At 22.6% G+C, this 20,772-nt stretch carries 16 protein-coding genes and 7 tRNA genes; 11 read left to right on the forward strand and 12 right to left on the reverse strand.

Annotated features, from left to right (window positions below):
- Positions 1-302: 302 nt before the first annotated feature.
- The 8 genes from N3A58_04435 to N3A58_04470 all read right to left on the reverse strand — a co-directional run bounded on the left by N3A58_04435 (position 303) and on the right by N3A58_04470 (position 4,577).
- Positions 303-375, reverse strand: a tRNA-Lys gene (locus tag N3A58_04435).
- Between the two features lie 10 nt (positions 376-385).
- Positions 386-459, reverse strand: a tRNA-Arg gene (locus N3A58_04440).
- Between the two features lie 307 nt (positions 460-766).
- Positions 767-838, reverse strand: a tRNA-His gene (locus N3A58_04445).
- A 134-nt stretch (positions 839-972) separates the two neighbouring features.
- Positions 973-1,046: transfer RNA gene (locus N3A58_04450), tRNA-Arg, on the reverse strand.
- Positions 1,047-1,055: 9 nt separating this feature from the next.
- A tRNA-Pro gene (locus N3A58_04455) sits at positions 1,056-1,128 on the reverse strand.
- A gap of 318 nt (positions 1,129-1,446) precedes the next feature.
- Positions 1,447-2,175, reverse strand: coding sequence for an ABC transporter permease (locus tag N3A58_04460; protein MCX8058646.1), 729 nt, complete (start codon positions 2,173-2,175; stop codon positions 1,447-1,449).
- A 58-nt stretch (positions 2,176-2,233) separates the two neighbouring features.
- Positions 2,234-3,310, reverse strand: coding sequence for an ATP-binding cassette domain-containing protein (locus N3A58_04465; protein ID MCX8058647.1), 1,077 nt, complete (start codon positions 3,308-3,310; stop codon positions 2,234-2,236).
- Between the two features lie 301 nt (positions 3,311-3,611).
- A complete protein-coding gene (locus tag N3A58_04470; GenBank protein ID MCX8058648.1) occupies positions 3,612-4,577 on the reverse strand; it encodes an RluA family pseudouridine synthase in 966 nt (321 codons plus the stop codon).
- A gap of 343 nt (positions 4,578-4,920) precedes the next feature.
- On the opposite strand from N3A58_04470, the gene N3A58_04475 reads away from it, so the two are divergent.
- The 8 genes from N3A58_04475 (at position 4,921) to argS (ending at position 12,698) form a co-directional block, all read left to right on the forward strand.
- Entirely contained in the window at positions 4,921-5,295 is a 375-nt protein-coding gene (locus N3A58_04475) for a hypothetical protein (protein ID MCX8058649.1), read from the forward strand.
- An 86-nt stretch (positions 5,296-5,381) separates the two neighbouring features.
- Positions 5,382-5,738: an aspartate 1-decarboxylase gene (locus tag N3A58_04480; protein ID MCX8058650.1), complete on the forward strand. Its 357-nt coding sequence runs from the start codon at positions 5,382-5,384 to the stop codon at positions 5,736-5,738.
- Positions 5,739-5,877: 139 nt separating this feature from the next.
- Entirely contained in the window at positions 5,878-6,576 is a 699-nt protein-coding gene (locus N3A58_04485) for a flagellar filament outer layer protein FlaA (GenBank protein ID MCX8058651.1), read from the forward strand.
- Positions 6,577-6,637: 61 nt separating this feature from the next.
- Positions 6,638-7,342 (forward strand): flagellar filament outer layer protein FlaA, encoded by a 705-nt coding sequence (locus tag N3A58_04490; protein ID MCX8058652.1) that lies wholly within the window; start codon positions 6,638-6,640, stop codon positions 7,340-7,342.
- Positions 7,343-7,531: 189 nt separating this feature from the next.
- A complete protein-coding gene (locus N3A58_04495; GenBank protein MCX8058653.1) occupies positions 7,532-8,743 on the forward strand; it encodes a hypothetical protein in 1,212 nt (403 codons plus the stop codon).
- 85 nt (positions 8,744-8,828) lie between these two features.
- Complete coding sequence (locus N3A58_04500; GenBank protein MCX8058654.1) at positions 8,829-9,209, forward strand: polymer-forming cytoskeletal protein; 381 nt, start codon at positions 8,829-8,831, stop codon at positions 9,207-9,209.
- A 72-nt stretch (positions 9,210-9,281) separates the two neighbouring features.
- Positions 9,282-10,763, forward strand: a complete 1,482-nt coding sequence (locus tag N3A58_04505; GenBank protein MCX8058655.1) for a 4-hydroxythreonine-4-phosphate dehydrogenase PdxA — start codon at positions 9,282-9,284, stop codon at positions 10,761-10,763.
- Between the two features lie 69 nt (positions 10,764-10,832).
- Complete coding sequence (argS, locus tag N3A58_04510; GenBank protein MCX8058656.1) at positions 10,833-12,698, forward strand: arginine--tRNA ligase; 1,866 nt, start codon at positions 10,833-10,835, stop codon at positions 12,696-12,698.
- A gap of 219 nt (positions 12,699-12,917) precedes the next feature.
- On the opposite strand, the gene N3A58_04515 is transcribed toward argS, so the two are convergent.
- Together N3A58_04515 and N3A58_04520 are read right to left on the reverse strand one after the other, a co-directional pair.
- Positions 12,918-12,999 (reverse strand) — tRNA-Tyr (locus N3A58_04515).
- A gap of 5 nt (positions 13,000-13,004) precedes the next feature.
- A tRNA-Thr gene (locus N3A58_04520) sits at positions 13,005-13,077 on the reverse strand.
- Between the two features lie 333 nt (positions 13,078-13,410).
- On the opposite strand from N3A58_04520, the gene N3A58_04525 reads away from it, so the two are divergent.
- Together N3A58_04525 and N3A58_04530 are read left to right on the forward strand one after the other, a co-directional pair.
- Positions 13,411-15,855: a PBP1A family penicillin-binding protein gene (locus tag N3A58_04525; GenBank protein MCX8058657.1), complete on the forward strand. Its 2,445-nt coding sequence runs from the start codon at positions 13,411-13,413 to the stop codon at positions 15,853-15,855.
- A 70-nt stretch (positions 15,856-15,925) separates the two neighbouring features.
- On the forward strand, positions 15,926-16,876 hold the full coding sequence (locus tag N3A58_04530; GenBank protein ID MCX8058658.1) for a diacylglycerol kinase family lipid kinase: 951 nt from the start codon (positions 15,926-15,928) through the stop codon (positions 16,874-16,876).
- Between the two features lie 45 nt (positions 16,877-16,921).
- Here N3A58_04530 and N3A58_04535 read toward each other — a convergent pair whose 3' ends face one another.
- On the reverse strand, positions 16,922-18,097 hold the full coding sequence (locus N3A58_04535; GenBank protein ID MCX8058659.1) for a putative sugar nucleotidyl transferase: 1,176 nt from the start codon (positions 18,095-18,097) through the stop codon (positions 16,922-16,924).
- A gap of 103 nt (positions 18,098-18,200) precedes the next feature.
- Positions 18,201-19,874: an amidohydrolase family protein gene (locus N3A58_04540; protein MCX8058660.1), complete on the reverse strand. Its 1,674-nt coding sequence runs from the start codon at positions 19,872-19,874 to the stop codon at positions 18,201-18,203.
- 65 nt (positions 19,875-19,939) lie between these two features.
- Between N3A58_04540 and N3A58_04545 the strand changes: the two genes are divergently transcribed.
- Entirely contained in the window at positions 19,940-20,719 is a 780-nt protein-coding gene (locus N3A58_04545) for an ABC transporter ATP-binding protein (GenBank protein MCX8058661.1), read from the forward strand.
- Positions 20,720-20,772: the final 53 nt, after the last annotated feature.

A 20,772-nucleotide genomic window follows, 5' to 3' on the forward strand; every position in this document is an offset into this window, starting at 1 on the left:
CTTATATTCTTATTCTATTTCTATTTATAAAAACGTTTATTATGTACCAATCCGTTTTGTAAGCTTTCTTCAAAATTAAAGATTTATTTTTTAAAAATAAAAATTGCGAGTGGAGGGACTTGAACCCACACGCATTGCTGCACCAGATCCTACGACTGTCTTGACTTCCAATTCCACCACACTCTCAAATTAATTTAAATAAGAAATATTTTATTATAAAATTAACTTTGAAAAAACTAAAATTATTAAAATAACTAATTCTAATAATTTTTTAACTCAAAAACTAATATTTTAAAAACAAATGGGCTGCAAAGGATTCGAACCTTTGGCCTACTGATTAAGAGTCAGTTGCTCTACCACCTGAGCTAGCAGCCCATTTCAATATTACGCCTGGCAGGAATTGAACCTGCAACCTATGGATTCGAAGTCCACCGCTCTATCCATTTGAGCTACAGGCGCATTTTATCAAATAAATAGAAAAAATCAATATATATTTACAAATAAAAACAAATAATTTCTCTAATAAAACATTTTTCTCCCCTTATAATTGTTGAATAACTGAAAAAAAGTATTAAAACATAAATATTTATAAAAGCCGGATCTTTTGCATAATTTGAAAGAAAAAAAATATTTTTGAATAAAATATGATCATAGAGAAGCTTTTTTTATTTTTATAATTTATCAAAATTGTTTAATTAATAATTTCATAAAAAATAATTTACAAAATTTAAAATTAAAAACTTTTAATAATATATAAAAATCAATGGGTGGATGATGGGGCTCGAACCCACAGCATCCTGAGCCACAGTCAGGCGCTCTACCATTGAGCTACATCCACCACTTCAATCACTTTTAAAAATTATTAAAATATTTTTACTTAATACAAACTAAAAGAAACAAACCTAAAAATTATTAAAATTATAAACAAATAATTAAATAAAATTATAGTTAAAAATTAAAAATAAAAAAAAATACACCTGGCAGGATTCGAACCTGCGACACTCGGATTAGAAATCCGATGCTCTATCCTGCTGAGCTACAGGTGCATTTTTTATTCGGGAAGGGGAGGCTCGAACTCCCGGCCCCTTGATCCCAAATCAAGTGCGCTCCCAACTGCGCTACTTCCCGATTATTTATTCATCTAAATAAAATAAGATATTTTCACATTATTATAAATTATTATACTAAGCATAGATTAAACTTGCTAAAAAATTTATTATATTATTTTAAAATTTTGTCAAGAAAAATAAAATAATATTTGTTCTTAAGTCAATATAACTATTTATTAACAATTTATTATCAAAGATTTAAATAAAAATTTTCTATTTAATAAAATATAAACTTTATTAATAAATTAAATTTATTTTTTAGCTTTATTAAATTAAAATTAAAAAAGTTAATTAATTTTTAAGATTAAAAATAAAAAAATCCTTATTATTAAAAAAACTATAAACTTTTTACAACTCTTCTATGAAGCATTAAAAATGCAATAAATTGATATAAAAAAGCTTGAAAAATTAAAATAATAAAAATTTTTATGTCAAAAAAATTATTTATGAGTTGTCTTAAAAAAACAATTGGAAAATATAGTGGATTTAAATAAATAATTTTTTTTATAATTGGATTAAATATTTTTTCTGAAAAATAAACAGGAGAAAAATAAATAAGAACAGTTGATGAAATTGATAAAATCAAACCAAGTTTAGTAATATCTTTAATAATTATTGTAAGAATACAGATAAAACCTGTTAATAAAATAATTTGAATTAATATTAATAAAACAATATATATTAATCTGTAATCAAAAATTTTATATAAAATTAAATTAGATAAACTAAAAGATAAAAGCCCTAAAACAAATGATAAAAAATAGGAACTTATAAATTTCATTGAAATAACTTCTTTTGAAGAAAATGGTAATGAAAAATAGTAATTAAGTGATCCTATAGTCAAATCTACTGTTAAAAAAATTACTGCTGTTGAAGAAATTGATAATAATTGAGAAAATAAATATCCTGAAATTATGATTTTAGAATATTCAAAATACCCCATCTTAGAATATCCATAATAAAACATTAGGATAGGGATAAAAAGAGAAAATAATTGGGGTATTATTAACTCAGTTTTTTTAAAATTATTTCTTATCTCACTAAATATAAAATATAACTTTCTCATATAATAATTACCTTTAAATGAAAATTATTTTTTAAATAAATTAATAATTAAAAATCTCTTATAAAGAAATATTTTTATATATTACAGATTTTCTATCTAAATAATCCATAAGTTCTAAAAGAATTTTTTTTCTTTTATCCTTTAAAATCTTTAATTTTAACAAAAACTTTTTTTGGATAGTATTTTTTAAATTTAATACCTCCATTGATTTAACCTTTTTAGGATCTATTCCAGCTTTCTCAAGAATAGTGCTATAATCATTATCTTTATCTATATTAGAAGAATCTAATTTAATAGTTATTGCATTTGATAAATCTAGATTTCCTAATTTATCTTTTAATTTATCAAAATCTTTATTCTCTTCTTCTACTTCTTCAATTTGAGCATCAAGTACTCCATCAATAAGTTTAATTTCATTTACATCAATATCTTTTGCATTTTCAATTTCAATAGAAATAATCTCTTCCATTTTACTTACCTCCCATAATTTTTTATTTTCTAAAATATATTTTTTATCAATAATTGATTCAAAATAATCTCCATGTTCAATTATTATTATGCCTTTACCTTCTGATTTTAATCTTTCTATTTTTTTTAATACAATTTCTTTATTTTTTTTATCTATTCCTGCTAATGGTTCATCAAATAATAAAAAATCACTATTTACTAATAAAGTTTTTATTAACTCCAATTTTCTTTGTGTACCCCCAGAAAGTTGATAAATTTTTCTCTTTTGATCATCAAGTGATATATTAAAAAGCTCAAAATAATGAAATATTTCATCTTTTTTTATTTCTCTTCTAAAATATTTAATATATCCATAAATTGCTTCTATAGGATATTTTTCATTTTTTAGAGTCATTTGCTGAGAACAGAGGCTAACTGTAGATTTATAAAAGCTTGAATCTGGATTTATGACAGTTTTACCTTTATCAGTTTTTATATAAATCTTACCCTTATCTAATTTAGAAATACCTGAAATACATCTAAGAAGTGTACTCTTTCCACATCCATTGGAACCATCGATTTTAATTACTTCCCCTTTTTTAATATTAAATGAAATATTTTCAAATATTATTTTATTATTGTATTTTTTTCCTAAATTATCAAATATTATTTGATTTAATGCTCTCATATAATTCCCTTATATTTTTCCAAAAAAATTAAAAAAATTAAACATTTTAAATTATATATTATAAAATATAAAAAAAATATTTTAAAAAGTAAAAAAAAATCTCCTAGGAGATTAACTACTTGTTATTATTTATTATCATTTTATCTAGTAATTACAATTATTATTATTTTATCGTCTGTATCAACAATAATAACAATGATATCCATCTTTTCCCTCCATAATAACTATATTTGTATCTTGCAAGCTTGCAAATATATATATATATATATATTTGTCAAGAAAAAATTTAACGTTTTAATTTTTAAAAACCAAAATAGTTTTTTACATAAATAAGATTATATGCAAATCTATCTTCAAAAACTTTTCTCTCTAAATATTTGAACTCTTTATCCTCTATATTTTCAGGGAAAGAGATTCTATTTGCAAAAAGAAGTTGTCCATCTATTTTTAAATTCCTTTTTAACATTTTATTCTTTTCTTTTTTACCATACTTATCATCTCCGATAATAGGATAACCTGCATGAGAAAGACTTACTCTTATTTGATGCATCTTACCTGTCTCTATTAAAATCTTAACAAATGAATAATTATCATTATATTTAATTGGTTCTACTATTGTTTTTGAAAGAATACCGCCTTTACCAACAAAAACTTTTTTTAATTTCTCATCTTTTATAAGGTTCAAATTTAATTCTATTTTTTTTTCAAGCTTTCCATAAACAAAAGCATAGTAAATTTTTTCAATTTTTTTTTCTTTAAATAAACTACTTATAAAACTATGAGATTTATAGTTTTTAGCAAAAATAACAAGACCTTCTGTATTTCTATCTATTCTATGAACGGGGGAAGGGACAAAATTATTTATCTTTGGATTATATTCATTTTTATCTATTAAATATTTTATTATAAATTCTTGAAGTATCCAATACTTTTCATTTTGATCAGAATGAACAATAACTCCTTTTGGCTTATAAACTACAATGATATTATTATCTTCATATATAATTTTCAAAAAATATTCTTCTACCTTATAGAATTCTGTAACCTCTTTTTTATTTTTCTCTAATAATTCATCTGAAATATATATTTTTATCTCATCTCCTTTCTTTAATTTATAATAAATATCAACTTTTTTATCATTTACTTTAACTTTCTTTTTTCTTATAATTTTATAAATAAAATTTTTAGATGCATTGTTAAAATATCCTATTAAAAATTTATCAAGTCTCTTTTCTTTTGTAAAATCATCTATAATAATTTTTATCATAATAGTGTCCTTTAAATATATCTAATAAAATTTAAAACAGCATTAAATTTATATTAAGAAATAAATCAAAAAAAAATAAATTAATAATATATCCTTTTAATTAAACTAAATATATCAAAAAAATGAATATAAAAAATATTTTTTAATAATAATAAAATTTAATAATTTATTTTTTCTTGAAACTTTTTACTAAACATTTAAATTTATTTAAATTATTAAAAGAAAATTATTATCAACATAGTATTTTATATATACAATCTAATAATTTTTTTAATAAAAATTTAATTATAAATATATCTTTAATTGTTAAAAAATATAAAAAATAATAAAATAGGAGTTTTTAATGAAAATAATAATAAAAAATAATTCCATGTTAAATATTGTAATTTCTCTTTTTATATTTCTATCTTCCTCCTTTTTAACTGTATCATGTACAAAAAATAACACTTCAAACGGTCCAAAAGAATTCACATATGAAGGAAAAGAGATGGAGATAAAAGGTTTAGTTGAAAAATATGAAAATGAATCTTTAAAAACTTTTTCAATTGTTGAAAATCCAGAATCAAAATCAAGGAAAACCTATATATTAATTGGCTTAAATGATAAAGAATACAAAGAACTTTCTAAATACTTAAATCAAATAATAAAAGTTAAATTAAAGATTATACAACAAATCTCACCATGGACTTTTAAAGCAAAACTTATTAAAATTTTATAAATAAACGATATATAAATAATTCAATTTTCTTAAAATAATTCTTAATAATATAATAATAAAGATATATAAGTGGAGGTATATTGGGAATGTTAAGAAAATTTTTAAGAGTCAAAATACACAGAGCCACTGTAACATTTTCTGATTTAAACTATGTTGGTTCAATAACCATAGATGAAAATATTATGAAAGAAGCTGGATTACTTGAAAATGAAGTTGTCTCAATTTATAATATAAACAATGGAGAAAGGTTTGAAACTTATGTAATTAAAGGAGAGGCAGGTTCAGGAATTATAGGAATAAACGGTGCAGCTGCAAGAAAAGTTCAAGTTGGTGATAAGATTATTATTGTTAATTATGTATATTTATATGAAAATGAAATAAACTCATTAAAACCAAAAATTTTAATTATGAATGATGAAAATAAAATTGAAAAAATTTTATAAAAAATATTTGAAAAATTAAAAAATTTAAACTAATATTTTTTAAAATAAATTTCTTTATTGTTAAAAATTATTCTTATAATTTCCGATAAGTTAAAAAAATTATATAAGGATTTAAATTTTAATAAAAAGGAGTTTAATTATGAAACTAAAAAAACTCATTTTCTTGCTAGCAATTTGTTCTTTAATTTTAAACTTTCAAACTATAAACTTAAAAGCTCAACAAAACTTACAAAAAAATGAATTATTGGTTTCAAAAGTTTTAGAAGACTTTGAAACAAACGATAAAGATTGGAAAGCTGAAGGTTCTAAATATACATCTAAAGGGTATCCTATTGTTAAACCTAAAGTTGAAAGCTGGCCTGAAGCTTTATTCGGGAGAAAAGGTGATCCAAATAACAAATATTGTTTAGGGGTTAAAACTTCATATTTTAGAATGGGATACAACGAACTTAAGTTATTTCCCAAAGAAAATATTAGTGTTCCTGGAATAGCTAAAGCTTTTTATATCTGGGTGTGGGGTGCCAATTTTGCTTATGATTTAGAAATGCAAGTTAAAGATTATAAAGGAATAACTCACACTTTACCAATTGCAAGACTTGCTTATTTAGGGTGGAGATGCCATAAAATTGTGGTACCTGATTTTATTCCTCAACTTAAACAAACATTGCCAAGAATTCAAAATTTATTATTTGAAAGATTTACTATCTGGTCATTACCTGGATCTCAACTTGAAGGCTTTAATGCATTTTTTGATCATTTTACTGTTTTAACTGATGTAGCATATGAAACTTTCGATGGTGATGATTTAAATGATCCATCTATATTTGAGAAAAAATAGAGAATAAATGTTTTACAAGAAAGAGGAATTTATTTTAATATAAATAAAAGGAGTTACAATTATGAAAAAGCTAATAATTTTACTTATAATATTTGGATTATTATTTTTATTAAATATAGTATCAATTAACATTAAAGCTCAACAACAAAGCACTTCTCAAACAGATCCTGATGTTGAAAAGGGTGAGCTCCTAACAGACATTATTGTAACTAAATTTGAAGATGCAGAAGCATGGAGCGGCCAGATGCCTCTTGACCAAGGAACAATTTTATTAATGAAAAGACTTGGTAAACCTGCCGCTTTACCAGACAAAGATCCAGTTACTGGCATTGAAAATAAATTTGTTTTGGGTATAAAAGTACAGTTTAATAAAAGGGGATCTAATAGATTTATAGTTAAACCTCCAAAACCTATAAAAATAGTTGGAATTACTAAAACTTTATCAATATGGGTAGTAGGTAGAAATTTCAGCCATACATTGTACTATACTGTTTCAGATTTTTTTAATAGATCTATAAATATAAAAGCGGCTACACTTAATTTTTTAGGATGGAAAAAAATCACAACAATTGTTCCTCCTGATATTGTTCAAGATGAATATCACTATGTTCAAAATGAAGGAATTACTTTTTTAGGACTTCTTATTGAAACTAATCCTCCTGAATCTTATGGTACTTATTATGTTTATTTTGATGAACTTACTGCAAGATCAAATGTATTTTCACAATCTAATGTTGATATGGACGATATGGTAGATACATGGTAGTATTTATATTTTAGAACTATATACTTTATTTTTTAAGATTCCTTTAATTATTTCAGATAAATTAAATTAACAAATATATAGGGAGGTAAAACCTCCCTTTTTTATTGATTAAAGAAAAAACATTACAATATTTTTCTAATATATGATTTAGATAGGGTTCTATAATTAATTTAAAAATTTATTTATTTTATGGGATTAGATAAATTAGATAAAATAGTTTATAAAGAACAAATAATTAAAACCCTCGTTGAAAAGTTTTCAATTGAAAAACTATTTTTATATTTAATCAATAAAAATTTAATAAATAATCAAATAGATGAATTCATAAATAATAAAGAAAAAATTTTAAATCTTCTAAATTTTGAATTTTTTAATAATTTAAATCTTTTAGAAGATTACAAAGAAAACATTATTTTTAGTTTATTATCATTTTTATTTGTTTTCAAAGAAGAAAAAGCACTATTATTGTTTAGAGATAATTTAAAACCACCATATAATTATTATAGTAATATTTTTTATTTTGCTCTTCTAAATAAGTTTGACTTTTATTTATCTGAAATGAATAACCTTAAAAAACAAAATATAAAAAATCCATACATGCAAATATTTCATATTTTATATACATCAATAAATGAATTAAAAATAAATTATTCTCCTTTCTTTATATTATTAGATAATAAAAATATCAATCTTCCAAAAGAAGTAACAAACTTTTTAATTAATTTTTTAATTAAATCTCTAAAGTTTGGAACATTAAGTTACTTAACTAAAGAGTTTAGTACTTTTAAGTTAATTGAAAACGATATTATAAATTCAGTAATTAATTTAACTTGTTCACTCAATATCAAGGAATTATTAAAAATAGAATTTTTATATTTAAATGAATATTTAATCAAAATTCAAGATAACCAGGTAAATGATATTATAAAAATTAATATTCAAAATTTGAAAAATATTGAAAATATTAAAAGAGAAGCAATTATTTCAAAAAATATTAATATGCTGATTTTAAATAATAATTATTTTCCAAACATTAATTATATTATATTAAAATATAAAATTATTCAATCAGAAATCTTATTTAAAGATAAAGAATTAATAAAACAATTAAACACCATTTTATTAAAATTAATTTTTAATGATCCAGGTTATGAGCTATATTACACTTTACTTATATATCTTTATTCTATAACTAATCAAAAAGAAAAAGTTTATAATCTCTTTCAAAAATTTAACAAATTGTTCAATATTAATTTAATTGAAAATGAATCAAAAATAAATTTAATAAAAGCTTTCTTTATATTAAAGGATTATAAAATATGTAAGGACTTAATTTTAGAATTTAAAGAAGAACTCCCTGAAAATATAGCTAAAATAAAAAACTTTATCTTTAATTCCTAAAAATCACTGATTTATTTGTATTCAAATTTTATTATTGACTAAATTTTAATAAAATATATTCTAACTAAGAAGAAAGGACTTAGTAATGGCTAAAAATTTTGAAGATTTTGGCACATTTATTGGAGAAAAGTCTTTTTTTTCTGGTAAAATTTTGACTACAGAACAATTAAGAGTAGATGGCAAATTTGAAGGTGAAGAGTTAAGAGTTGAGCATTTAATAGTTGGAAGAAATGGTAAAGTTAAATGTAATATTATTGCAAATACTATTATCGTAGAAGGCATTATAATTGGCAACATATATGCAAGAACAAGAATAATGTTAATGCCTACAGCAGCAATATTAGGAGATATAAAAACCCCAGAATTAATTATACAAAATGGCGTTATTCTAGAAGGAAATTGTATAATTGCACCAGATCCAAAACATTACCCAAAAGAAATTATTGAAAAAAGATATGAAGATTAATTTAATTTTAATAAATAACTGCCATAAAAATATTAAAATTTCTCTTATAAAATCCAATTAATTGTATTATATATGGATATAATTATAATCACACAAGGTGATCCTGGAGGGATATCTTCGGAAATATTAATTAAATCTCTTATTTATAAATTTAATAACTGCCAAAACTTCTTTTTTAATAAAAAATTTATTATATTTGGTTCTATTGAATCATTTATAAAAAATATTTTAAATCTTATAATATTAAATTTAGAACAATTAAAAAAAGGACTTTACATTAATAACATTAAAGAAACCGAAACAATAAATAATTTAATTAAACTTGACAACTTTTTAGAAAAAATAACTTTAATTTCAGATATTAATTTCCTTTTTTCTATTAATAAAAATAGTTTGTCTTTGTTCTCTTTTTATGATCCTTTTTTTGAGCCAGTTATTAAAAATAATATATCTTTCAAAGAAATTTTCAATAATTTTTTAGAAAAAATTTTTGATACAAACATTCTTAAAATAATAATTGATGATATTGAAAAAATCAATTTCTTAATATATAATAAATTAGAAAAAATTTTAGATAATTATAAAACCTTTCTAAATAAAAACTTTTACAACTTTTATTTAGAAGATGGATTTGAAAAAATAAAAAATTTAAGTTCTTTTAAATATTTAAAAAACTATCATATACATAGTATTAAAAAAATAATAAATAAAAATATTTTTTATGTTCAATACTCAAAAAATCATATAACAAATGGATTGATGTCTGAAATTTATCTATATTTTTCTGCTATACTTTCTATTAATATAATAAAATTTGGAATTAAACCTTCAATTATTACTTTACCTGTTTCAAAAAAATCTATATCTCTTATCTTTAATAAATTTATAGGACAGACCGAATATTTTCAAAATTTTTTTAAGAAATATTATTATAATTTCTATTTCACTAATTTAAAAAAAATATTATTAAAGTTTAATTTATCTGAAAAAAATAAAGTAAATATGATATTTTATTCTGATAATTTTTCATTATTATTGGTTACAACACATGTACCATTATTAAAATTAAAAAATTATATAAATGAAAGAACATTTTCCAAAGCACTCATAAATGGAATAGAATACTTTAAAAAAATCTATGGAACTAATGGTAAAATAGCTGTTTTAGCTTTAAATCCTCATGCATCAGATAATTATATAATAGGAAAAGAAGAAAAATGGATAAAAAAAGTTATTAAAAAATTAAATGAAGAAAATAAAAAAAATAAAAATAATTACATTGAAATATTGGGACCATATCCAGCTGATTCTATATTTTCAAAATATTCTAACAATTATGATGATATTAAATTATTTATTTCTTTTTATCATGATCAAGGTTTAATCCCTTTTAAAATACTCTCACAATCTGGAGGAGTTAATATATCATTTGGATTACCAATTTTAAGAGTTTCTCCTGACCATGGAACTGCTTTTGATATAGTTTTTAAAGATAAAGCAAATATAGATTCTACATTAAAGTGTTTTGAAATAATTGAAAAATTAAATAATTGATCTTATATTTATTTTTATAATTCTATTTACAAGATTTTATAAATTTTTAATAAATTAAGAGGGGTTTTTATGTATTCTCTTGTCGAAATTAAAGATCTTTTATCAATAGTTATTAAGAATATTCTATTTGAAGAGTTTTCTCTTGAAATTACAGAAGAAGAGATATATAATCTAATTGAGTACCCAGAAAATCCTCAAAATGGAGATATATCTTTACCATTATTTCAATTCTCAAAATTATTAAAAAAAAATCCAATAGATCTTTCGCAGGTTTTAATTAATAAATTAAATAATAATAACATAATAAAAACTCACAAATATTTTGACAAAATATTTTTTTTATCTGGTTATTTAAACTTTTTCATAAATAAAATTGTGTTCGAAAATCTTTTTAATAATTTTATTAAAAATGGTTTTACAATCAAAATAACTCCATTTTTTAAAGATTTTAAGCTTGTAATGGACTACTCTTCACCAAATATCGCAAAACCTTTTGGAATTGGTCATTTAATTTCTACATCACTTGGAGAAGCAATTAAAAGAGTATATCAAGAACTAGGAGCAAAAGTTATTGGAATTAATTACCTAGGTGATTGGGGAACTCAATTTGGGAAATTAATTTATTCTATAAAAGAGTGGACTAACCTTTCTGATTTTGAAAATAATAAATTAAACATATATGATTTGTTCAATCTTTATGTAAAATATCATAAAGAAGAAGAAATACATCCAGAAATTACTGAAAAAGCAAGGGAAATTTTCTTAAAACTTGAACAAGGAGATGAAGAATATTTAAAAATCTGGGAAAAAATAAAGAATATTTCATTAAAAGAATTTCATGATATTTATAAACTTCTTAACATTGATTTTGATTTTATAGAAGGAGAATCAAAATACAAAGAAAAGGACCTTAAGAAAATATTAAATATTCTAGAAATAAATAAAATATTAAATTTATCTGAAGGAGCAAAAGTTGTTTACCTAAATGAAGTTTATAATGATAAAGAAATGCCCCCAGCAATAATAGTAAGATCAAATGGTACTTCAACTTATCTTTTAAGAGATATATCTGCACTTCTTGATAGATGGGAAAGGTTTCACTTTGATAGAATTCTATACATAGTAGGTGTAACCCAAGAACTACATTTTAAACAGGTATTTGGAGTAATAAAAAAATTAAATTTTCCATTTAAAAATAGAACTTTTCATGTTAGTTTTGGAACAATGAGATTTCTTGGGCAAAAAATGGCTACAAGGGAAGGAAATATTATATTTTTAAAAGATGTTTTTGATAAAATTTATGAAAAAGCATACAATCTAACAATTGAAAAAGGTATATCTAAAAATCCAGAGGATACTGCAAAAAAAATCTCTATAGGAGCATTAAACTTTTCCATATTAAAAAATTCAAGAACTAAAGATATTGATTTTAATTTTGATAAAGTTCTATCATTTGAAGGCGATTCTTCAATATATATTCAATATACAATCTCAAGATTAAATTCAATATTAAAAAATTTTTTTTGTAAATATCAAATTGATGAATTTAATCAAATAAAATTAAATAATAATAATGGAAATCTATTTAAAAAAGAATTGCTCTATTTCATTAAAAAAGAAAATATTGATTTAAATGAAACTGTTAAAAGTGTAGTTAATTTTATCATCTCAAATGAGCTTTTTAATAGTATTCTAAAAGAAACTCTTAAATTTGAAGATATAATTCTAAGTGCTGGAAAAATTTATGAACCTTATATTATAACAAGATTTACATTAAAATTATGTAGTTTAATTAATACTCTTTATAATAAAGAAAGAATAATAAATGAAGATAAAAATGAAAGTTTTATAAAAATAATAATAATATATTATATTAATGGAATATTAAAAAAATGTATAAAACTCCTGAATATCCCAGAAATAGAATCTTTATAGATTTTTTTATTTTTTATTTGCAATTTTAATAAATTTATATTAAAATAAATAAAAGGTGGGGAAAAAATTTGCCTCAACCCCTTGACTTTTTCAAAGGCAAATACCCCACCATTTTTTTTATTATCTTGATATTTTAATATAATTAACAAATTTTATAAATTTAACCAATTTGAATTATTTTATCTTATTCTTATAAATTTTAACTTTAAAATCAAAAAATGGGAGATGCATGATTTGAACCTACGAAGCCGTCTGGCAACAGATTTACAGTCTGTCCCCTTTGACCACTCGGGAACCTCCCCAAAAAGCTGGCGAAGGGAATTGAACCCCCAACCTGCTGATTACAAGTCAGCTGCTCTACCGATTGAGCTACGCCAGCAATTTATCTAAAACAATCTTTACCAGTTTAAATTTATTTGTCAAGAATTTTTTAAATCTAATTATTTTAATTATAATTTAAAAAATTCTTTAAAAAAATTAAATAATAATTAGAAAAAATAAATTTTTAAATTAAATTTTTTCTTTCATATTTTTTAATTTATATTAATTTTTTTTTAAATAACCGATTATTAAAATAGATTTCCCCTCCCAATTTTCCCTTTGGTCGTCCTATATTAGTATAGGGCGACCTTTTTTTTATTTATTAATTGTATTTATTACTTGACTTTTTTTAGATTAAATTAAATCTTTATTTTAGTTAAAAGAGGTTGATATGAAATTAAAATTTATAAATATTTTAACTATAATTTTATTTGCAGGAACTATTTTGGCTGGGATAACTATTGGGGTTGTTTTTGCATCTTTTTCTAGAATAGATATAGAAAAAATTATTACTGAGAAACAACTATCAATTCCTACAATTATTTATGATATTAATGGAAAAGTTATAGACGAACTTTTTCAGGAAAAAAGAGAAATTATTCCATTTAGAGATATACCTGAAAATCTCATTAAAGCATTTATAGCATATGAAGATAAAGATTTTTACAAACATCATGGTTTTAACACTAAAAGAATCCTTATATCAATGTTATATAATATAAAAAGAATCTTAACAAAACAAAAAGGGACAATAGTTGGTGGATCAACTATTACACAGCAATTAGCAAAAAGATTATTTACAGAATCTGAAAAAACTATATATAGAAAATTAAGGGAGTTATGGTATACAGTACAAATTGAAAAAAAATTTTCTAAAAATGAAATATTAGAATTTTACTTAAATGAAGTTTATTTTGGTCATGGTGTTTATGGAATTAAAACTGCTTCAGAATTTTATTTTGGTAAAAATGTCAAAGACCTTACCTTAGCAGAATGTGCTCTTCTTGCTACACTTCCACAATCTCCAGTTTATAATTCTCCAATTCTATATCCAGAAAACTCTAAAAAAAGAGTTAAAATGGCTTTGGATAGAATGATTGAGTTGAATTTTGTATCCAAGGAAGAAGCTCAAAAATCATATGAAAAATTATGGGAAAGTTTATCTGAAAGAAATTTTGCATCAATATCTTCACCTTATTTTCTATCAAAAAGCAAAGCCCCATATTATACCGATGCTGTACTTAATGTTCTAAAGAATGATTTTACACCTGAAGATATTTATAAAAAGGGTTTAAGGATATATACTGCATGCAACCTTGATTATCAAGTAGTAGCAGAAAAATATTTAAAAGAAGCTTTAGAAAAATTAAATGCTGAATATTCAAAAAGTACTAAAAATAAAAACGACTATATAATTAATAATTATCTCGATATTATAGATTTCTTTTTTGAAATGAATAATATTCAAACAGGAATAACAAATAATAAAGCAAATATTAAATATAATAAATTCTATAAAGAAAATGTTGTTGACTTTATAAATCTCTTAACCCAAAATCAAAACTCAACAAAACTTGCCAATATTTTTGAAAATTATAAAATCTTATATCAAAAAGAACTTGAAAAAAACTTTATCCAGGGAGCTATTGTTTCAATTGAACCTTCAACTGGTTATGTTTTAGTTTTAGTCGGTGGTTATGAGTGGACAAAGCAAGATCAACTAAACAGAGCTTTAAGAGTCAGATTTCAACCTGGTTCAGGAATAAAACCTTTTATCTATGCTGGAGCACTTGAAAAAAGAATAATTACACCTTCTACTGTTATACTTGATGCCCCTATCATATACCAATTTTCAGAAAATGATATATGGACTCCTTCTAATTATGATGGTCAATTTTCTGGTTATGTAAGAGTTAGAGATGCTTTAAGAAAGTCAATAAATATTCCCGCAATCAAAGTAATGGAGGCACTAGGTATATCAGAAACATTAGAATATTTATCAAAGTTTTATTCTGTAACAAACATATTTGAAGGTAAACAGGTAAAAAACAAATCTGATTTTCCTCCCTACCTTTCGACAGCTTTAGGCACTATATCAATATCTCCATTACAAGCAGCAAAGGCTTTTTCAATTTTTGCAAATAAAGGAAAAGAAGTATATCCTATTATAGTTAGATATGTAACAGACAGAGAAGGGAGAATAATTAAAAATTATGAACAAGAATATAATCAAAAACTGCTTTCAAAATCCGCAGAAGAAATTCAGATTGTTTCACCTCAAACTGCATTCTTAATCTCAAGCATTTTAAAAGATGCTGCTGCACCTGGAGGTACAGCATATGCTTCACTTTCTCAGTTTAAATTAGATTTCGATTTTGCTGTTAAAACTGGAACAACACAAAACTGGAAAGATGCATGGATGAATGGATATACTGATAATCTTACAACAATTGTATGGATAGGTTTTGATAGAGCTTCTTCACTAGGACTTGGTTATACTGGTGGTTATACGTGTGGGCCAATATGGGGAAAATTTATGCAATATATTTATCAAATTTTGAAAAGGGCTAAACCAAAATTTTCAGTCCCATCTGGAATAATTGCACTTACTATTGATTCTTATAGTGGACTTTTATCCTCACCTAACTCCCCCAGATCTTATACAGAATATTTTATTGCTGGAACTCAACCTAAAACTTATGCCTCAACAGGTGGACTTTTTTTGCTATCATATCCAACAAGAAACTATTATAGTGGTCAGGAAAGTTCTGAATCTTCAGCAAATAGTGAAGAAGAAAGTGGATCCTTTTTTAAAACCCCATCAGATAATGATTGATCTTTTAAATAAATTTATACAAAAAATATCATATAATAATAATTAAATTTTTAATGAATAAAAAATAATTATGGTTTTTGAATTTTTAAAGAAAATATTTTCAAAAATAACATTTAAAAAGAAAAAGATTACAAGCAAAGATAACTTTTCAAAGACATGTATTATTGTTAACCCTAAGGCAGGAAGGCATTTATTATTAAACCTAATAGTAAACATTATTACAAATAAGTTTGATCAAAATAATATTAGTTATAAAGTTTTTTATACAAAAAAAGAGGGGGATGCCACTATTATATCATCTATGTATAATAAAATAGTTGATTTTTTTACAGTTGTTGGTGGTGATGGAACCATAAGAGAAGTCATTGAAGGTTTCGTTAATAATCCAAAACCCATCGGAATTATACCTACTGGAACAGCAAATGTTCTTGCTTTAGAATTAAATCTTCCATTTCTTGCTTCATCAGCTATTGATGTTATAATAAAAGGAAACAAAAAAAAAATAGATGTAGGGTTTTTAAATAGTAAACCTTTTATATTAATGGCATCAGCTGGAATTGATGCTTTAGCCGTACATAATGTTAATCTTAAAGTTAAAAAAATATTTGGAAAAATTTCATATATATTTTCAGCTATTAAATCTTTTTTAATTTATAAACCCCACTTAATGAATATCTATTTCGAAGATCTAAAAATTGAAGAAAAAGGCTATCTTATAATAGCATCAAATTCTAAATTTTATGGTGGAAAGTTTCAGATAGATGAAGAGACAAAAATAGATGATGGTTTATTAAATATTTTTATCTTTAAAAATCATGGTTTCCTTAATACTATAAGGTTGTTTTTAGGAATATTAACTAAATCCCACAAAAGTTTTAAGGATTGTTTATTTTATAAAAGTTCTTCCTTAAGAATTGAATCTCAAAAAAAAGTATTTATGCAAATTGATGGTGATAAAGCACCCCACACACCAGCAACCATTAATATAAAAAATAAATTTGTAGAAATTTTCGTTCCATAAATAATATTTATTCAAAAAAAATATTTTAAATTAAAAAAATACCTATTATAAATTCTCTATAATTGAAATTAAGCTATGGCTCATCTCAATATCTCTTCGTTTCATAACTTTTTTAGTATTTTCAATAAAAATATCTTTTCTATACTCTTCTAAACCCCACCTTAATGGTTCTATTGTTTTATTTTCTGGGGTTTTAAAGATTACTGAACCAGCACCTATAATGGTTCCACAATTGATCATTACACCAATAGCAGTTTTTACATGATCTCCAATCAAAGCACCCATTTTTATAGTCCCTGCATCTATTGTTTTATTGCCAATCTGAAATTTAATATTTGAATAATTATTTTTTAAATCCGATGTTGTAGTCATTGCACCTATGTTCACCCATTCTCCTAAATATGAATGCCCTAAAAAACCTTCATGATGTTTATTTGTATAATCCATAATATAGGATTCCTCGATCTCTCCTGATATTTTACATATATTCCCAATTACACAATTTTCTCTTATATATGCATTATCTATAAGAGAACCATTTCCTATATAAACTGGTCCACATATTACTGTAAAAGAATTTATTGTAACATTATCAGAAATTATAATTGGGCCATTTTTTGTATCAAAATCAACAAATTTAGAAATTTTGCAATTTTTACCAACAAAAATATCTTTCTTAATTCTTTTCAAATGCTTTTTTATATCAGAATAATTTCTTTCATAATCTCTAAAAAATTCTTTATTAAGATTCTTTATTAAATCAAATGAATATGCAAGAGAACTTACTTTATTTATTTTAATCAAATTACTTGATATTGTATTTGCATTTATTTCATTTGAAAAGAGTCCTTTTATATTTAGTTCTCTTTTAGAACTTTTATCAACTCTAATTGCTATTACAAATCCATCATTATCTATAATATATTCTCTCTGTTTTAACTTAAAAGCTTCATTTATATCTGTAATTCTTGAGTTTATAAATAAAATATCTTCTTCATACTCAAAGATATCATTAGTCAATTTTGTTTTTTCTAAAAAATATTCTAGTTGAAGTTTTCTTCCTATAAATGTAACACCTTTAATATTCTTATTTTTTCTTTTTATATCAATTATTTTGCTATATATTCTTCTAAATCCATAATATAGATCAAATACATTATGAAATAAGTAAAATGGAATAAAGTTTGGATAAAATGAATCCTCATATAGAACAATATGCATAAAAATCCCCCCATAAAATAATTAACTATTTTATATAATAAATATTTTTGATTTATATTTTTCCAAAATTAATAAATAAAATTTAGATAATTTAAGTAAATTATTAAAGAGAAAATATTTCCTCTCCTTCAAAATATGTTTTTATAACTTTTGTATCTATTATTTCATAAGGATTAGAAAGACTAAAAATATCTCTATCTAAAACTATTAAATCAGCATTATACCCTTCAGATAAAATACCAGAATTTTCAAAAAGAGAAGCTTTATGGGAATTATAAGTATAATTTCTAATTGCATCAAAAAGTGAAATTTTTTCTTCTGGATTAAATATTTTTCCTTTTGAAATATCAAATCCTTCCTGATAAATACTAGCAAATATTCCATAAAAAGGATTTATTTTAGCGACAGGAAAATCTGTTGAAAATGCAACTGTTACATTATTATTCATTAAACTTCTAAATCTATAAGATAAAAATATATATTCATTGAGATATTTTTGGTAGGTATAATAATCCTGATCTATATGAACAGGCTGCATAACAACAAATATATTTAAGTGTTTCAATTTTTGTATTTCATCATCCTCTAGTATCTGAGCATGTTCAAGTCTCAATAATACATTTGAATTTAGAGATCTTATATTTGAAAATATTTCTATTACTTCTCTGTTTGCTCTGTTTCCTATTGCATGGATTGCGAGACCTATATTATTTACCAAACATTTATCTAAAATTTCTTTTATATACTTAGGTGAATAATTCTTTATTCCAAAAGCATATTTATCATTTTCTTTACCATAATATGGTTTATCAACATATGCAGTTTGAGAACCAATAGATCCATCATATATTAATTTAAGTGGTCCAACCTTAAAGTAATTTGAACCTTTACCTGTAATTAAGTTTAAATCAATAAATTTATCTAATGCATCTTCTGGAATACAAACAAGATTTCTAAAAGCAATATTTTCATGTTCTATTTTTTGAAAATATCTAAAAGAAGAATCTTTAAAAAGTAGTGCACAATCTGAAACTGCAGTTATTCCAAAAGATTGTAAATATTTTACAAACTTCTTAATACTTTTAATAATTCGCTCATCATCTGAATTTAATATATCATTTACAGTATTTGATAAAAATTTTAAAGAATTTTCATAAAATATTCCATTTTCTTTATCTATTGTTTGAATTATCCCTTCCATATTATCTGCACCTTTAATAATTTTAGAAAAGAAATTATTCATAGATAACTTAATCCTTTTCAAAATAAAATTAAGCAAATTAGTGTTTACATAAGCTGAATGGTAATCTTTTGAATAAATTAAAACTTTTATGTTTTCTTTTAAATTGGGATATTTATTTTGTATATACTGATCAATAACATATTTATTTAATGATTGTTTTTTATCAAAATTATTTTTATCAAAACCAAAGCCAATAATAAACTCATTGCTTAAATTCTCTTTATTTTCAAAATAATGTTCAAAACTATCAAATATTTTTTCTAAAGTAAAACAGTTTTGCAAATCTAAAAATTCAAATGTTTTAGCTCCAAAAGAAAGATGTATGTGAGCATCACAAAAAGAGGGAATACAAGTTTTCCCATCTAGATCATAAATTTTTACTTCAACATCTTTATCCCTTAAATACCTCGAAATTGAAATATCTTCATCCGATGTAAAATATATTTTACCATTAATAGCAAGCATATTTCTAAAATAGTCTCCATCTTTTTTAATAGAATATATTTTGCCATTTTTAAAAAGTCTTACTTTCATAAATCTCTCCTACTTTATTATTAACAACTATTGTCATTTTTTTATTATATGTTTAAATTCATTTAATGAACAATAACTTTTTAATTGAAATAAACAATCTCTCTTTTAAATACCAAAATTCAGAACATTTTATACTTAAAGAAATCAATTTAAAAATAGAACAAAATAATTTTATTTCAATTCTAGGGAAAAATGGTTCAGGAAAAACAACATTAGCCAAATTAATAGCTGGAAATCTAGAAAATTATATTGGGGATATTTTAATAAATGGTAAAAACTTAAGAAATATTCAAAGAAAAGAATTATCAAAAATAGTTTCATATTTGCCACAAATTATTCCAGAAAATATACCATTTTCTGTTTTTAATTTAATTCTGATGGGAAGATATCCTTATAGAAATTTATTTGAAAACTATAATAATGAAGATATTAATATAGCAAAAAAATATTTAAAATTACTTGATTTAGAAAATTATAAAAATAATTTATTTGATCAGTTATCAGGAGGTGAAAAAAGAAGAGTTTTATTAGCTCAAACTTTATCAAGTGAATCTCAAATACTTATATTAGATGAACCTGAAGCTTTTATTGATATCCCTCATAAAATATCTCTTTACAATTATTTAAAAATATTAAATGAAAAATATAATAAAACAATTATATTGATATCACATGACTTAAATTTAGCTTTTAAATATTCTAAAAGAATTATTTTTATTGCAGAAAATAGAATTTTTTATGATATAGAAAACCCTGAAAAACTCGATAAAAATATTATAAGAAATATATTCAATATTGAAGTACAAATACTGAAAATAGATAATAGACCCTATCTGATATATTGATTTTTTTAATTTTTTAGTTATTTATTTTTTATAATAATTATTAAAAGGATTTA

The sequence above is a fragment of the Spirochaetota bacterium genome (genome assembly GCA_026415295.1).
In the GTDB taxonomy this organism is placed as follows: domain Bacteria; phylum Spirochaetota; class JAAYUW01; order JAAYUW01; family JAOAHJ01; genus JAOAHJ01.

Bases quoted from the DNA above. Each gene is read 5' to 3' on its own strand.
- argS (MCX8058656.1), top strand. From the start codon at position 10,833: ATGTATTCTCTTGTCGAAATTAAAGATCTTTTATCAATAGTTATTAAG.
- N3A58_04525 (MCX8058657.1), top strand. From the start codon at position 13,411: ATGAAATTAAAATTTATAAATATTTTAACTATAATTTTATTTGCAGGA.
- N3A58_04500 (MCX8058654.1), top strand. From the start codon at position 8,829: ATGGCTAAAAATTTTGAAGATTTTGGCACATTTATTGGAGAAAAGTCT.
- N3A58_04470 (MCX8058648.1), bottom strand. From the start codon at position 4,577: ATGATAAAAATTATTATAGATGATTTTACAAAAGAAAAGAGACTTGAT.
- N3A58_04540 (MCX8058660.1), bottom strand. From the start codon at position 19,874: ATGAAAGTAAGACTTTTTAAAAATGGCAAAATATATTCTATTAAAAAA.
- N3A58_04495 (MCX8058653.1), top strand. From the start codon at position 7,532: ATGGGATTAGATAAATTAGATAAAATAGTTTATAAAGAACAAATAATT.
- N3A58_04530 (MCX8058658.1), top strand. From the start codon at position 15,926: ATGGTTTTTGAATTTTTAAAGAAAATATTTTCAAAAATAACATTTAAA.
- N3A58_04505 (MCX8058655.1), top strand. From the start codon at position 9,282: ATGGATATAATTATAATCACACAAGGTGATCCTGGAGGGATATCTTCG.
- N3A58_04480 (MCX8058650.1), top strand. From the start codon at position 5,382: ATGTTAAGAAAATTTTTAAGAGTCAAAATACACAGAGCCACTGTAACA.
- N3A58_04490 (MCX8058652.1), top strand. From the start codon at position 6,638: ATGAAAAAGCTAATAATTTTACTTATAATATTTGGATTATTATTTTTA.
- N3A58_04475 (MCX8058649.1), top strand. From the start codon at position 4,921: ATGAAAATAATAATAAAAAATAATTCCATGTTAAATATTGTAATTTCT.
- N3A58_04485 (MCX8058651.1), top strand. From the start codon at position 5,878: ATGAAACTAAAAAAACTCATTTTCTTGCTAGCAATTTGTTCTTTAATT.
- N3A58_04460 (MCX8058646.1), bottom strand. From the start codon at position 2,175: ATGAGAAAGTTATATTTTATATTTAGTGAGATAAGAAATAATTTTAAA.
- N3A58_04535 (MCX8058659.1), bottom strand. From the start codon at position 18,097: ATGCATATTGTTCTATATGAGGATTCATTTTATCCAAACTTTATTCCA.
- N3A58_04545 (MCX8058661.1), top strand. From the start codon at position 19,940: ATGAACAATAACTTTTTAATTGAAATAAACAATCTCTCTTTTAAATAC.
- N3A58_04465 (MCX8058647.1), bottom strand. From the start codon at position 3,310: ATGAGAGCATTAAATCAAATAATATTTGATAATTTAGGAAAAAAATAC.